The organism is Kitasatospora sp. CM 4170 (assembly GCF_032110285.1).
GTDB classification, from domain to species: domain Bacteria; phylum Actinomycetota; class Actinomycetes; order Streptomycetales; family Streptomycetaceae; genus Kitasatospora; species Kitasatospora aburaviensis.
In genome coordinates this window covers 1,660,424-1,674,135 of sequence record NZ_CP134877.1, presented here as the reverse complement: position 1 = coordinate 1,674,135, position 13,712 = coordinate 1,660,424, and the positions used below count along the sequence as shown (strand labels likewise).

Here is a 13,712-nt window from a genome sequence, read left to right as displayed (position 1 = left end):
GACTCGACCGCTTCTCAGGTCCGCGCGCGGGAAACTGCGGGCGGGCCGTACCGGCCCAGGAATCGGAGGGACCCGAAAATGCGCGTGCTGTTCACGACTTTCCCCTCGCCGTCCCACCATTTCCCGATGGTGCCGCTGGAATGGGCGGTGCGCTCCGCCGGCCACGAGGTGTGCGTCGCCAGTGCGCCCTCGCTCACCGCGGCGGTGCTCGGCTCCGGGCTCCCCATGGTGGAGGTCGGCTCCGCGGTGGACCTCGGCGGCAGCGCGCGCAACCGAGACCTGTCCGCCTGGCACGACCACGACCGCTGGCCGGCCCGCTGGCCGGTCGAGCCCGACCTGCTCGACGACTCCCGCAAGCAGCTGCTGGAGGCGCTCGGGCAGCGGCAGTTCGCGATGGCCGCCGGCATGGTGGACGACCTGTTGGACTTCGCCCGGCACTGGCGGCCCGACCTGGTCGTCCACGACGCCGTCTCCTACGCCGGCCCGGTGGTCGCCGCCGCCCTCGGCGTGCCGAGCGTCAGCCACCTCTGGGGCAGCCCCGGGCTGCAGAAGCTGGAGATGAAGGGCTTCGGCGACGAGCCGCAGGACGGCTACGTCGAGCTCTTCGAGCGGGTCGGCGCCGAGGTGCGGCTGCGGCCCGCCGCCTGGATCGACCTCTGCCCGCCGAGCATGGGTTTCGGTCCCGCGCCGGACGTCCGGCAGGAGCGCTACGTCCCCTACAACGGGCCCGGCACGCTGCCGGACTGGCTGCTCGAACCGCCGCAGCGCCCGCGGGTCTGCGTCACCTGGGGCGCCACCACCGCCAAGCTGCTCGGCCCGGCCATGACGGACCTGCTGCGCAAGGCGGTCGAGGCGGTCGCCGCCCTGCCGGTCGAGGTGGTCCTGGCCACCACGGCCGACCAGCGCGAGCTGCTCGGCGACCTGCCGGACCCGGTGCGCACCGCGGTCTCGCTGCCGCTGCACCTGCTGCTGCCGGGCTGCGCCGCGGTGGTCCACCACGGCGGGTCCGGGACCACCCTGACGGCGGCCCGGGCCGGCGTCCCGCAGGTGACCGTCACCCGCCGGCCCGAGCCCACCCTCAACGCCGAACGCCAGGCCGCCACCGGCGCCGGCCTCCACCTCACCTACGGCGAGCTGGACCGGGAGGCCGACCCGGTGGCCGCGATCCGCGAGCGGGTGGCCGCCGTCGTGGCCGGCGGTCCGTACCGCGAGGCCGCCCGGCGGCTCGCCGCGGAGATGGCGGAGCAGCCCGCCCCGGCGGAGGTCGTCACCGAACTGGAGAAGCTGGTCTGAATTCCCCGGCGGTCGCCCCCGCCCGGCCGTTCCGCGGTACCGCCGAAAACGCCGTCCCAGGCACTTCCCCCCAGCAGAGAGAGGCATTCATGAGAAAATCACCGTCCGCCGCCACGGTTTCCCCCGGGTCGGCCGTCGACCACCTCGTGTCGCTCACCGGACTGCGCGGAATCCTCGCCCTCACGGTATTCGGCGCGCATTTCTTCCTCTCCTTCAGCTTCGCCGGCGGCACCTTCGACTGGAAATTCCAGCAGGACGTCTTCCACGCTCTGTTCTCCCGCTCCGGCGGGCCCGCCGTGGCCTGCTTCTTCCTGCTCAGCGGCTTCGTGCTGACGTACATCGCGCGGCCCGGGGACACCGCGCGCTCCTTCTACCGGCGCCGGATCGCCAAGGTCTACCCGGTGCACCTGGTCACCGCGGCGATCGCCTTCACCCTGGTCGCCGTCCGCTACGGCGTCCCCGGCACGAAGGTCACCCTCTCGCACGTCTTCCTGGTGCAGAACTGGGTGCCCAGCCAGTGGTACTACCTGACCATGACCGGCCTCGACTGGTCGCTCAGCTGCGAGGCCCTGTTCTACCTGTGCTTCCCGGTCCTGATCTTCGTGCTGGCCCGGGCGCGGAACTGGCAGCTCTACACCGCCGCGGCGGTCTGCACGGTGCTCGCCTTCGTCCTGCCGTACGTGGTCTCGCACACCTTCACGCTGACCAGCCCCGACCCGATGGAGATGGTCCCCACCCAGGACTACGGCGGCCCGATGGGGTACTGGTTCGCCTACATCTTCCCGCCGATGCGGATGGCCGAGTTCGTCATCGGCATCGCGCTCGCCCTGCTGGTGCGCCGCGGCGCCTGGCGCGGCCCGAACGCCGCCGTCGCCCTGCTGCTCACCGCGGCCGGCTGGGGCGTCAACCTCCACCTCCCGAGCTACCTCTCCCTGGGCGCCGGAATGGTGATCCCGTTCGCGCTGCTGATCGCGGCGCTCAGCACCGCCGACATCAGCGGCGGCTGGTCCCCGCTGCGCTGGAAGCCGCTGGTGTGGTTCGGCGAGATCTCGCTCTCCTTCTACCTCACCCACCTGCTGGTGCAGGAGGAACTGTTCAGCCGGCTCTGGCAGTTCGGCGTCGACCGGGACTGGCTGCCGGTCCCGCTGCCGGTGCTCTCCTGGTGGGTCGGACTCCTCTCCTTCGCCGCCCAGTTCCTCATCGCGCTGACCGCCGCCTGGCTGCTCTACCGGCTGGTCGAGCGCCCGATGGTGCGGCTGCTGCGCCCGCGGGACGTCCCGCCCCTGCCGATCACCACCGCCGCGCACGGGGCGCCGCAGCCACACGCCGCCGAGCGGGCCGCCGAGACCCAGCTGGTGGAGAAGTGACCGAGCTGCGCGTCCTGGTCACCGCCTCCGGCTGGCCCACCCACTACATGGCCATGGTGCCGCTCGCCTGGGCGCTGCGCGCCGCCGGCCACGAGATCCGGATCGCCGCCCAGCCGTCCATGCGCCCGGCGATCGTCCGCTCCGGCATGCCGATGGTCCCGGTCGGCCCCGACGTCGACTACCTGGCGGTGCGCCGGCGGACGCTCTCCCAGGAGAAGGCCGACGGCACCCCCGGCACCACCGAGGAGATCCGCGAGGCGGCCGCCGCCGACGACGGCGGACTCTTCGGGGCCTGGGCCGAGGCCACCACCGCGGCCCTGGACGACACGGTCGCCTTCGCCCGCGCCTGGCGGCCCGACCTCGTCATCGGCGACACCATGGCCCCCGCCGGCCTGGTGGCCGCCCACGTCCTCGGCGTGCCCGGTGTCCGCCACCTCTGGGGGCCCGACGTCCTCGGCTCCGAGGGCGGCGAGAAGCTGCTGGACATCCTCCCCGGCTACTGGGAGCCCTACCAGCGGTACGGCCTGGACCTGCGCGGCCAGGACCCGGCCCACCGCACCGTCTCGCCCTGCCCGCCCAGCCTGCAGGCGCCGCCCGCACCGACCCGGCTGCAGCTGCGCTGGCCGCCCTACAACGGCCCCGGCACGGTGCCGGACTGGGCCGACCGGCCCGCCGGGCGCCCGCGGATCGCCCTCACCTGGGGCACCTCCACCACCGGGGTCCTGGACGGCGCCGGCACCAGCCTGGCCGACGTCCTGGCCGGGCTGGCCGGGCTCGACGCCGAGATCGTCGTCGCCGTCACCGCCGAGGAGCGCGAGCGGCTCGGCACCCCGCCGCCCGGCGTCCGGGTGCTGGAGAACCTGCCGCTGCACGTCCTGCTGCCCGGCTGCGCCCTCCTGGTCCACCAGGGCGGCTTCATGACGGCGCTCACCGCCGCCCACCACGGCGTGCCGCAGCTGCTGCTGCCGCAACTGCCCAACCAGATCAGCGACGCCGAGGTGCTGGCCGGCTCCGGCGCCGCCCGCGTCCTGCCCGCCGGGCGGACCGGCGCCGAGGACGTGCGCGCCGCCGCCGAGGCCCTGCTCGGCGACGACTCCCACGCCGACGCCGCCCGGCGCCTGCAGCAGGAGATCCTCGACCAGCCCACCCCGCGCGAGGTCGCCGCCACCCTGGCCGACCTCGCCGCCGCCGGGACGTGAGCGCGGCCCCCGGCGACGGCCGCGCACCGCTGGTCGTCGTCCTCGGGGCCTCGGGCTACATCGGATCGGCCGTCGTGGCGCAGCTCGCCCGGCGGCCGGTCCGGCTGCGCCTGGTGTCCCGGCGGCCCGCGGCGCCGCCCGCGGCCCGCGGCGCGGTGGTCGGGCGGGCGACGGTCGAGCAGGTGGTGGCCGACCTCGCGGTGCCCGGCGCGGCTGCCCGGGCCGTGGCCGGCGCCGACGCCGTCCTCGACCTGGTGGCCCACCTCGACCCGGCGGTCGGCTGGCGGGCCGTGGAGGGCGGCGGCGAGGAGCTCGGCGAACGGCTCGGCGCGGGCCTGGTCCGCGAGATCGCCGGCGCCCTGCGCGCCGGGCGCCGCCCGGCCGCCGCACCGCCCCCGCTGGTGGTCCTGGCCGGTTCGGCCTCGCAGGCCGGCCGCGGCGGCGGCGTGGTCGACGGCACCGGTCCCGACCGGCCCGCCACCGTGTACGCCCGGCAGAAGCTGGCCGCCGAGAAGGAGCTGTTGGCCGCCGGCGCCGAGGGCGTGCTCCGCGGGGTGTCGCTGCGTCTGCCCACCGTCTACGGCAGCGGCCCCGGGCCGGACGGCCACGGGGTGGTCGCCGCGATGGCGCGGCGCGCGCTGGCGGGGGAGCCGCTCACCGTCTGGGGCACCGGGAGCGTGGTGCGCGACCTGCTGCACGTCACCGATGCGGCGGCCGCGTTCACGGCCTGCCTCGACCACGGCGCCGAACTCGCCGGCCGGCACTGGCCGGTGGGCACCGGGCGGCCCGTCCCGGTCCGGGAGCTGTTCACCGCGCTGGCGCGGGCCGTCGCCGAGCGCACCGGCCGCCCGGCCGTCCCGGTCACCTCGGTGGCGCCGCCCGCGGCGGCCACGGCCGCGGACGCCGCCGGCACGGTGGTCGACGCCACGGCGTTCCGCGCCGCCACCGGCTGGCGGCCCCGCCGGGAGCTGCCCGAGGCCCTGGCCGAGCTGGCGGCCGCCCTGGCCGACCGCAGCCTCTGAACCCCGCCACGGGCAACGGGCCGGCCCCGCTCGACGATCGAGCGGGGCCGGCCCGTTGCCGCAGTGCGTCGGCGTGGCTCAGACCACCTTCACCTCGGGCACGTAGACGATCCACCGTCCGCCCGCGCGCCGGAACCCCTCCTCCTTGGCCATGATCTCCTCGGCGTGGTTCCAGGCGAACAGCACGGCGTAGTCGGGGTAGTCGGCCGCGAACTCCTCCGGCGAGCGCACCGGGATGTGCGAGCCGGGGCTGAGCCTGCCCTGCTTGGCCGGTGTGCTGTCGGCGACGTACGACACCAGCTCGGGGCCGATGCCGCAGTAGTTGGTGAGGGTGGCGCTCTTCGCGGTGGCGCCGTACGCGGCGACGGTGGCGCCCTCGGCCTTGCAGCGCTCCAGCACCGCGCGCAGGTCGTCGCGCACCTTGTCGACGGCGGCCGCGAACCGGGCCAGGGTGTCGCGCTCGGTGATCCGGGCCGCCTTCTCGCGCTCCAGGAACAGGCCGACCGCCGGGCTGGGGGTGCGGGCGCCGCGGCGGGCGACGGTGTAGCGGATCTCGCCGCCGTGCACCGTCAGGTGCTCCACGTCGACCAGCTCGAAGCCGTAGTGGGCGGCCATCGCCTGTACCGAGCGGACGGTGAAGAAGTAGAAGTGCTCGTCGTAGATCTGGTCGAACGAGGTCTGCTCGATGATGTCCGCCATGTACGGGTCCTCGAAGACGAAGACGCCGTTCGGGGCGAGCAGGGCGTCGACGCCCCGGAAGACCGAGTCGACGTAGGAGATGTGCGAGAAGGTGTTGGCGGCGTACACGACCTGGGCGGGCCCGTCCGCGGCGGCGATCTCGGCGGCCGTCGACTCCTCGAAGAAGGCGTTGCGCACCCGGATGCCCTTGGCGGCGGCGGCCTCGGCCACCCCCTTGCACGGCTCGACGCCGAGGTGGCGCCGGCCGGCCCGGTGGACCGTGTCGAGCATGATGCCGTCGTTGCTGCCGAACTCGACCAGGAACGCGTCGGGGTCGCGCAGCTCGGTGTCCAGGAAGTGCCGCGCGGTGGCCCGGAAGTGCTGCTGCATCACCGTCGAGCCGGACGAGTGGTACGGGTAGTCGGTCCGGAACATCCGCTCGCGCGGGACGTCCTCCAGCAGCTGGACCATCGTGCAGGACTCGCACTGGGCGACCGCCAGGCGGTGGAAGAACTCCTCGGCACCGCCGTCCGGGTCGACGAAGGCGTCGGCCAGCGGTTGTCGGCCGAAGTCGAAGAACTCGTGGACGGCGCCGCCGCAGATGCGGCATTCGGACGTGTCAGACATGATGGCTCCTCAACTCCTGTCGATGACGCGGACCCGCCGGCCGGTCGGGCGGTGGCCCCGGGTCGGACCGCCCGCGCCCGGGGCGGTCCCTTGATCGGGATCGTCCCGGACGCGACTCGACAAACGGTTGAGGTGTGCTGGACGAGGACGCTCCCGGGCCGGCGCGGCGGGCCCGGGGCCCCCGGCCCGCCGCGCCGTCAGGCCGGGACCACCCCGCTCAGGCCGGGACCACCCGCCGCAGGTACTCGCCGGTGACGCCCGGGCCCGCGGCGATCTCGGCCGGCGTGCCCTGGTTGACCACCCGCCCGCCGCGGTCGCCGGCGCCCGGTCCCATGTCGATGATCCAGTCGGCGCAGGCGGCGACGTGCAGGTCGTGCTCGGCGATCACCACCGAGTTGCCGCTCGCCAGCAGGGTGTCGAAGGCGTCCACCATCTTCTGAACGTCCGAGGGGTGCAGCCCGGTCACCGGCTCGTCCAGCAGCACCAGGCCGCGCCCGCGCCCGGTGGTGCCGAGCAGGATCGCGTTGGCCAGCTTCAGCCGCTGCGCCTCGCCGCCGGACAGCTCGGTGCCGCTCTGGCCGAGCTGGAGGTAGCCGAGACCGGCCCGCTGGACGGCGCGCAGCGTGGTGGCCAGCCCGGCGGGCTCGGTGAGGAACTCCGCGGCCTCGTCCACGGTCAGCGCGAGGATCTCGTCGACGGCCTTGCCCCGGTAGGTGACGCTCAGCACCTCGGGGGTGAACCGCCGGCCCTCGCAGACGTCGCACTCCACCCACATGTCGGGCATGAAGTGCAGGTCCACCTGGCGCCGCCCGTAGCCGGTGCAGGTCTCGCAGCGGCCGCCGGGGGAGTTGAAGGAGAACGCGCCGGGGCCGAGACCGAGCGCCTTGGCCCGCGGGGTGGCCGCGAACAGCTTGCGGACGGTGTCGAAGGCCTTGGTGTAGGTGGCCGGGTTGGAGCGCGGGGTGCGGCCGATCGGGTCCTGGTCGACGACGGTCACCCAGCCGAGGCGCCCGGCGCCCTCGACGCCGGCCATGGCGGCCGGGCGCTCGCCGCGCAGCACCGCGTCCATCCCGGCGCCCAGCGCCTGGTGCAGCAGGCTGCTCTTGCCGCTGCCGCTCACCCCGGTGATGCAGGTCAGGGTGTTCAGCGGGATGTCCACCCGGTCGAGCCGGACGTTGTGGACGTCGACGCCGAGCAGGCTCAGGCGCGCGGCCGCGCCGGCGTCGAACCGCTTGGCGCGCCGCACCCGCGGGCCGCGCCCGGCGAGGTACGCGCCGGTGACCGACTCCGGGTGGCCGCTGAGCTCGGCGGTCGGCACGGAGGCGACCAGGGTGCCGCCCTGGCGGCCGGCGCCGGGCCCGAGGTCCACCACCCAGTCGGCGAGGGCGATGAGTTCGGGGTCGTGCTCGACCAGGAGCACGGTGTTCCCGGCGTCGCGCAGGTCGGTCAGGATCTCGCGCAGCGGGTGCTTGTCGGCCGGGTGCAGGCCCGCGCTCGGTTCGTCCAGGACGAAGATGATGCCGCTGAGGTCCATGTTCAGCTGCGCGGTGACCCGGGCGCGCTGGAGCTCGCCGCCGGACAGCGAGGGTGCGGTGCGGGTCACCTGGAGGTGGCCCAGCCCGAGCTCGACCATCAGCCGGACCCGGCGGGAGAAGTCCGGCAGCACGTTGACGGCGACCTCGCGCTGCATCGGGGTGAGGGTGGCGTCGATGCCGTCCACCCAGGTGCGCAGCTCCTCCACCGGCAGCTTGACGACCTCCGGGTAGGTGAGGCCGCCGAGTTCGAGGGTGCGGGCGGTCTCGCCGAACCCGGTGCCGTGGCAGGCGGGGCAGGGCACCCGGACCATGAAGCGGGCGTAGGTCTCGCGCGCGGTGTCGGTGCCGGAGGCCTCGTAGAGCCGGGTGACCTCGCGGACGGCGCCGACCAGCGGGACGCTGCGCTCGATCACCGTCTCGGTGCCGGACTTCTTGTGCTTGCTGGTGATCTTGAAGGTGACCGCCTCGCCGTCCGTGCCGTGCAGGACGGCGTGCCGGAACGCCTCCGGCAGCTCGCTCCAGGGCCGGTCGAGGTCGGCGGCGTGCCGGGCGGCGAGGGTGGGCAGCGCCAGGTGCTCGCCGGAGTTGGTGCGCTGGAACCACTCGCCCGCGCCGCCGAACAGCGGGAGGTCGGGCCGGGTGATGATCCGGTCCGCCTCGGCGCTGTCGGTGTGGCCCATGCCGGCGCACCGCTTGCAGCGGCCCTCCATGCTGTACCGGTCGAAGTAGGCGCTGGTGAGGTTGCGCAGCTCGGGGTGCTCGACGGCGAGCGGGCCGAGCGCGGGCATCCGGGCGAAGAGCAGCCCGAGGAAGTCGTTCAGCCCGCTGATGCTGCCGAGGGTCGAGCGGGGGCTGCGGTTGAGCCGGCGCTGGTCGACCGCGAGGGTGACGCCGAGCCCGCTGATCCGGTCCACCTGGGGCCGGTCCTTGGGGGAGATGAACTGCCGGAAGAACGGCGAGATGCCGTTCAGGTACCGCAGCTGGGCCTCCGCGTGGACGGTGTCGATGGCCAGCGACGTCTTGCCGCTGCCGCTCACACCGGTGAAGGCGACGATCCGGTTCTTCGGAAAGGTGACGTTGACGCCCTTCAGGTTGTGCGTCCTGGCGCCGACGATCTCGATGACATCCCCGCCCGGGACGTGATCCGTGTGGCTCACTGCTGCTCCTCCGATGCCGCCCGATGAACTTGACTCGCGATACTACTCTCACGATACTAAAGCCGTGAATCTAACTCGACTGATGGTGCTCGGGACGCTGCAGAGCAGTGGTCCGCTGCACGGCCACGAAATCCGCCGCATCGCCGAGGTGACGAGCGTCAGCAGCTGGGGCGGCGTCAGCGTCGGCGCCCTCTACCGCGAGCTCCGGACGATGGACGAGACGGGCCACGTCGAGTCCGTCCGGACCGAGCAGGTGGGCAGGCGGCCGGCGAGAACCGTCTACCGCATCACCGCGCTCGGCGAGGCCGAGCTGCGCGGGCTGCGGGAAGAGGCCGTCACCGAGATCCACCACGGCACCGACCCGTTCGGCGTCGCGCTGCTCTTCACCCGGACCGACGACCTGCCGACGCTGCTCGGCCTGCTCAAGCGTCGGCGCGACGCGATCCGGGCGATGCGCGACGGCATCGCGGCGGAGGGCGAGGCCTTGCACCGCGCCGGCACGATCGGCCCGCTCGACGCGGCGATGTTCCGCCGCCGGGTGATCCAGCTCGACGCCGAACTCGCCTGGCAGGACGACCTCGACCGGGTCATCGAGCAGGCCGTCGCGGACTCCTCCGGCGCCCGCCCGACGGCCGGCGCCGAGGAGCCCGGCGCGGCCGACCCGGCAGCCCCGGCCGACCGGGACGGCGAGACCGACCAGGCCGACGAGACCGACGATCCGACCACGGAGGTCCACACATGAACATGATCGAAGTCCACGGGCTCGCCCGGACGTTCCAGGCGCCGCACGGGGAGGTGAACGCGGTGCGGGGCGTCGACTTCACGGTGGCCGCCGGCGAGATCGTCGGCTTCCTCGGCCCGAACGGCGCCGGGAAGACCACCACCCTGCGGATGCTCACCACCCTGCTGCGGCCGACCGCCGGCACCGCCACCGTGGCCGGCGCCGACCTGCTCGCCGACCCGGTCGGCGTCCGCCGCCGGATCGGCTACGTCGCCCAGGGCGGCGGCGCCAACCCGGCCGAACTGGTCGCCAACGAGCTGATGCTGCAGGCCCGGCTCTACGGCATGTCCAAGGCCGAGGCGCGGTCCCAGATCGACTCCCTGGCCGCCCAGTTAGGCCTGGCGGAGCTGACGACGCGGCTCGTCGGCAGCCTCTCCGGCGGCCAGCGGCGCCGGCTCGACATCGCCCTCGGCCTGGTCCACCGGCCGCCGCTGATCTTCCTGGACGAGCCCAGCACCGGCCTCGACCCGACCAGCCGCAGCAACCTCTGGGAGCACATCCGCCGGCTGCGCGACGACCTCGGCGCCACCGTCTTCCTCAGCACCCACTACCTGGACGAGGCCGACGCGCTCTGCGACCGGATCCTCATCATGGACCGCGGCACCATCCTGGTCGAGGACCGCCCCGAGGAGCTCAAGCGGCGGGTCGCGGGCGACGCCGTCACCATCGAGGTCGCGCCCGGCGGCGTGCGCGAGGCCGCCGCCGTGGTCGAGGGGCTGGACGGCACCTACGGGCTGGCCACCACCGGCGACATCCTCCGGTTCCGCACCGAGCACAGCAGCCGGACCATGATCGACCTGCTCCGCGCCCTGGAGGCGCGCCAGGTCGAACCGGTGTCCGTGCAGGTCGACCGTCCGACCCTGGACGACGTCTTCCTCACCCTCACCGGCCGCTCCGAGGAACCCGCCGCTGCCGCCACCGCCGGCGCCGTCTGAACAGAGGCCGACATGCAGACTCTCCGCGACACCCTGCTCGTCTTCGACAACCAGGTCCGCTTCACCTTCCGCAACAAGATCACGATCGTCCTCGGTCTGGTCCAACCCGTCCTCTACCTCCTGCTGTTCGGCCCGCTGCTGACCAAGGTCGGCGGCATGGGCGGCGACGGCGACACCTGGCAGACCTTCGTCCCCGGCGTGCTGGTCTACCTCGCCCTGTTCGGCGCCGGCTTCTGCGGGTTCGGCATCATCTCGGACGTCCGCTCCGGCGTGATCGAGCGCCTGCGGGTCACCCCGGTCAGCCGCTTCGCCCTGCTGATGGGGCGGGTCGGCCGCGAGGTCGCGATCCTGCTCACCCAGTCGGCGATCATCGTCGTGGTCGGCGTGCTGCTCGGCCTGCGGGCCGGCGTGCTCGGCGTCCTGGCCGCCGTCGTCCTCGTCGTCCTGCTGGGCATCGCGCTGGCCTCGCTCTCGCTCGCGCTCGGCGTCGCCCTCAAGTCCGAGGACCAGTTCGCCCCGCTGCTCACCTCGGCCGCCCTGCCGATCATGCTGCTCGCCGGCATCCTGCTGCCGATGAGCCTCGCCCCGACCTGGCTGGACGTCATCTCCCGGCTCAACCCGCTGCGGTACGTGGTGGAGGCCATCCGCGACCTGTTCGCCGGCCACTACACCACCGCGGCCGTGCTGGAGGGCACGCTCGTCTCCGTCCTCCTGGCCGCGGTCTGCGTCTACGTCGGCACCCGCACCTTCGCGCGCGAGAACGCCTGACGGGGGACGCCGGCACCGGCACCGCGAAGGAGCCCGAGGAGCCGTCCAGGCTCCTCGGGCTCCTTCGCCTCGCCGCCGGCCCGGGCGGCGGCGCTCACCCCGGCAGGCGGCCCTCCAGGTAGAGGTACCCCTCGCGGTCGACCCGGCCGACGTCCCCGGTGCGCAGCCAGCCGCCGTCCAGCGCCCGCCGGGTGGCGGCGGGATCGCGCCAGTAGCCGCTCATCATGTGCGGGGCGCGCAGCCGGATCTCGCCGGAGCGGCCGGCCGGCCGCCGCTCGCCGTCCGGGCCGCAGACCCGCACGTCGACGGCGGGCAGCGGCTGCCCCACCGAGGCGAGCAACTCCGGCCGCGGGCCCGCCGCCGCCCGGTGGTCCTCCTGCCGCAGCAGGCTGATCGCGCGGATCTCGCTGCTCACGTAGTTCTGCGAGAGGATCGGCCCGAACGCCGCCACCGCCCGCCGCACCACGGAGGCGGGCACCGGCCCGTTCCCGTACGGCAGGTAGCGCAGGCTCGACAGGTCGGTGCGGTCGAGGTCCGGGTGGGCGACCAGCTCGGTGAACCGGTGCGCCGGCAGGTAGGTGCTGGTGATCCGCTCGGCCGCCACGGTGGCCAGCACCCGGCCGGCGTCGAAGCCGTTCATCAGCATGACCGTGCAGCCCGCGCGCATCAGCATCAGCGCGACCTCGCCGCCGTTGCCGGCCAGCGGGCTGACCGCCAGCGTGGTCACCCCGGCCGGGAAGTCGCCGAGTTCACCCTCGTGCGGGCGCCGCCAGACGACGTTCATCGCGGCGAACCGGTGGACCGCGCCGCGGCGCGGTCCGGTGGTGCCGCGGGAGTACGCCACCAGGGCGACGTCCTGCTCCCGGGCGCGCGGGCGCATCGGCCCGCCCGGCATCCGCGCCGCCAGGGCGGACAGGTCGGTGCCGAAGCCCGGCACACCGAGGGAGAGCACGCCGGGCTCCGGCGCGCCCAGCGCCGCGGCGCCCCGGCGGTCCACGACGAAGACCGCCGGCCGCTGCTCGGCGGCCACCGCGCGGGCCGCCGCCACGTCCGCCGGGTCGCCCGCGTGCAGCGGAACGAACCGGCAGCCCAGCAGGTGGGCGGCCAGCCGCACGGCGACGTGCTCGGGGGAGTTGCCGGCCAGGCAGACCACGCCCTCGCGGTGGGTCATCCCCATGTCCTCCAGGGCCCGGGCGATCCGGCTGCTCTGCTCCACCAGTTCGCCGAAGCCCACCAGCCGGTCGCCGTCCCGCAGCGCGGTACGGCCGGGCCACCGGCGCAGGCCCTCGAAGAGCTCGGCCGCGTAGCGGGACGGCTCGCCGCGCCCGGTGCGCTCCTCGGTCAGCAGCGACCGCCGCGGCTCAGCCATCGGAACCCCCGTCGGACACCACCGGGCCGAGGATGTCGTCGATCCGCGCCATCAGCTGCGGTTCGAGCTTCACCCCGGACGCGGCGGCGTTCTCCCGGACCTGCTCCGGCTGGGAGGCGCCGATCACCGCGCCGGCCACGTTCGGCCGGTGCAGCACCCAGGCCACCGCCAGCTGGGACGGCGTCAGGCCGGCCTCGGCGGCGACCGGCTCCAGCCGGGCGACCCGCTCCAGCACCTCGTCGGTCAGCAGCCGGCGCATGAACCTCGCCCGGCCGCCGACCAGTTCGGCCGCGCCGCGGGAGCCGTCCGGTGCGGGGGCGCCCGGCCGGTACTTCCCGGTGAGCACCCCCTGGGCGAGCGTGAAGTACGGGACCTGGCCGATCCCCAGCGGTTCGCAGGCCGGGATCACCTCGGCCTCCGGCTCGCGCCACAGCGCCGAGTACTGCGGCATGTTGTAGACCAGCTGGACGTTCATCGCGCGGGCCAGCGCGGCCGCCTCGGTGATCTGCGGGGCCGTCCACTCGGACACGCCGATGTAGAGCACCTTGCCCGCCCGGACCAGGTCCGCGAAGGCGGACACGGTCTCCTCCAGCGGTGTGTTCGGGTCGTACCGGTGCGCCGTGTAGAGGTCGACGTAGTCGGTGCCGAGCCGGCGCAGCGAGGCGTGCAGGGCCTCGCGGACGTGCTTGCGGGACAGGCCCGAGCCGTTGGGCCCGGTGCCGGTGGGGAAGAAGACCTTGGTGCAGATCACCACGCCGTCCCGCGGCTCGCCGGCCAGGGCGCGCCCGAGCAACTGCTCGGAGCGCCCCATGCCGTAGATGTCCGCGGTGTCGAAGGTGGTGATCCCGCTGTCCAGGGCGGCCCGCAGGCAGGCGAGCACGCTCTCGTCGGGCGTGCTGTCCTGCGGGTAGAGCAGGTTGCCGAAGACGATCTCGCTGATCCGCAGCCCGCTGCGGCCCAGGTGCCGGTGCTCCATGCCGG

Annotated in this window: 11 protein-coding genes; 7 read left to right on the top strand and 4 right to left on the bottom strand. The window is 74.4% G+C overall.

All coding sequences use genetic code 11. The features are described 5' to 3' along the window. Positions 1-126: 126 nt before the first annotated feature. The 4 genes from RMN57_RS06740 to RMN57_RS06725 all read left to right on the top strand — a co-directional run bounded on the left by RMN57_RS06740 (position 127) and on the right by RMN57_RS06725 (position 4,881). Positions 127-1,293, top strand: coding sequence for a nucleotide disphospho-sugar-binding domain-containing protein (locus RMN57_RS06740; RefSeq protein WP_313762455.1), 1,167 nt, complete (start codon positions 127-129; stop codon positions 1,291-1,293). 89 nt (positions 1,294-1,382) lie between these two features. Further along, the gene (locus tag RMN57_RS06735; protein WP_313762454.1) at positions 1,383-2,660 is read left to right on the top strand and encodes an acyltransferase; all 1,278 of its coding nucleotides are present in this window, start codon (positions 1,383-1,385) and stop codon (positions 2,658-2,660) included. Further along, the gene (locus tag RMN57_RS06730) at positions 2,657-3,859 is read left to right on the top strand and encodes a nucleotide disphospho-sugar-binding domain-containing protein (RefSeq protein WP_313762453.1); all 1,203 of its coding nucleotides are present in this window, start codon (positions 2,657-2,659) and stop codon (positions 3,857-3,859) included. Before RMN57_RS06735 ends, RMN57_RS06730 begins: the two co-directional genes overlap by 4 nt. After that, a complete protein-coding gene (locus RMN57_RS06725; RefSeq protein WP_313762452.1) occupies positions 3,856-4,881 on the top strand; it encodes an NAD-dependent epimerase/dehydratase family protein in 1,026 nt (341 codons plus the stop codon). The genes RMN57_RS06730 and RMN57_RS06725 overlap by 4 nt, the downstream gene beginning before the upstream one ends. A 78-nt stretch (positions 4,882-4,959) precedes the next feature. On the opposite strand, the gene RMN57_RS06720 is transcribed toward RMN57_RS06725, so the two are convergent. Beyond that, the gene (locus tag RMN57_RS06720; RefSeq protein WP_313762451.1) at positions 4,960-6,186 is read right to left on the bottom strand and encodes a class I SAM-dependent methyltransferase; all 1,227 of its coding nucleotides are present in this window, start codon (positions 6,184-6,186) and stop codon (positions 4,960-4,962) included. 217 nt (positions 6,187-6,403) lie between these two features. After that, positions 6,404-8,878 (bottom strand): excinuclease ABC subunit UvrA, encoded by a 2,475-nt coding sequence (locus tag RMN57_RS06715; RefSeq protein ID WP_313762450.1) that lies wholly within the window; start codon positions 8,876-8,878, stop codon positions 6,404-6,406. Positions 8,879-8,942: 64 nt separating this feature from the next. On the opposite strand from RMN57_RS06715, the gene RMN57_RS06710 reads away from it, so the two are divergent. Genes RMN57_RS06710 through RMN57_RS06700 form a run of 3 tightly spaced genes read left to right on the top strand, consistent with a single transcriptional unit; the run spans position 8,943 to position 11,362 of the window. Continuing rightward, positions 8,943-9,620 (top strand): PadR family transcriptional regulator, encoded by a 678-nt coding sequence (locus RMN57_RS06710; protein ID WP_313762449.1) that lies wholly within the window; start codon positions 8,943-8,945, stop codon positions 9,618-9,620. Beyond that, positions 9,617-10,594, top strand: coding sequence for an ATP-binding cassette domain-containing protein (locus tag RMN57_RS06705; protein ID WP_313762448.1), 978 nt, complete (start codon positions 9,617-9,619; stop codon positions 10,592-10,594). The genes RMN57_RS06710 and RMN57_RS06705 overlap by 4 nt, the downstream gene beginning before the upstream one ends. Positions 10,595-10,606: 12 nt before the next feature. Continuing rightward, complete coding sequence (locus RMN57_RS06700; protein ID WP_313762447.1) at positions 10,607-11,362, top strand: ABC transporter permease; 756 nt, start codon at positions 10,607-10,609, stop codon at positions 11,360-11,362. 94 nt (positions 11,363-11,456) lie between these two features. Here RMN57_RS06700 and RMN57_RS06695 read toward each other — a convergent pair whose 3' ends face one another. Both RMN57_RS06695 and RMN57_RS06690 read right to left on the bottom strand, forming a co-directional pair. Further along, a complete protein-coding gene (locus RMN57_RS06695) occupies positions 11,457-12,731 on the bottom strand; it encodes an AMP-binding protein (protein WP_313762446.1) in 1,275 nt (424 codons plus the stop codon). Next, complete coding sequence (locus RMN57_RS06690) at positions 12,724-13,707, bottom strand: aldo/keto reductase family protein (RefSeq protein WP_313762445.1); 984 nt, start codon at positions 13,705-13,707, stop codon at positions 12,724-12,726. Before RMN57_RS06690 ends, RMN57_RS06695 begins: the two co-directional genes overlap by 8 nt. Positions 13,708-13,712: the final 5 nt, after the last annotated feature.

Excerpts from the sequence above, each read along its gene's own strand:
- RMN57_RS06700 (WP_313762447.1), top strand. The coding sequence starts at position 10,607 with ATGCAGACTCTCCGCGACACCCTGCTCGTCTTCGACAACCAGGTCCGC.
- RMN57_RS06720 (WP_313762451.1), bottom strand. The coding sequence starts at position 6,186 with ATGTCTGACACGTCCGAATGCCGCATCTGCGGCGGCGCCGTCCACGAG.
- RMN57_RS06705 (WP_313762448.1), top strand. The coding sequence starts at position 9,617 with ATGAACATGATCGAAGTCCACGGGCTCGCCCGGACGTTCCAGGCGCCG.
- RMN57_RS06695 (WP_313762446.1), bottom strand. The coding sequence starts at position 12,731 with ATGGCTGAGCCGCGGCGGTCGCTGCTGACCGAGGAGCGCACCGGGCGC.
- RMN57_RS06735 (WP_313762454.1), top strand. The coding sequence starts at position 1,383 with ATGAGAAAATCACCGTCCGCCGCCACGGTTTCCCCCGGGTCGGCCGTC.
- RMN57_RS06690 (WP_313762445.1), bottom strand. The coding sequence starts at position 13,707 with ATGGAGCACCGGCACCTGGGCCGCAGCGGGCTGCGGATCAGCGAGATC.
- RMN57_RS06740 (WP_313762455.1), top strand. The coding sequence starts at position 127 with ATGGTGCCGCTGGAATGGGCGGTGCGCTCCGCCGGCCACGAGGTGTGC.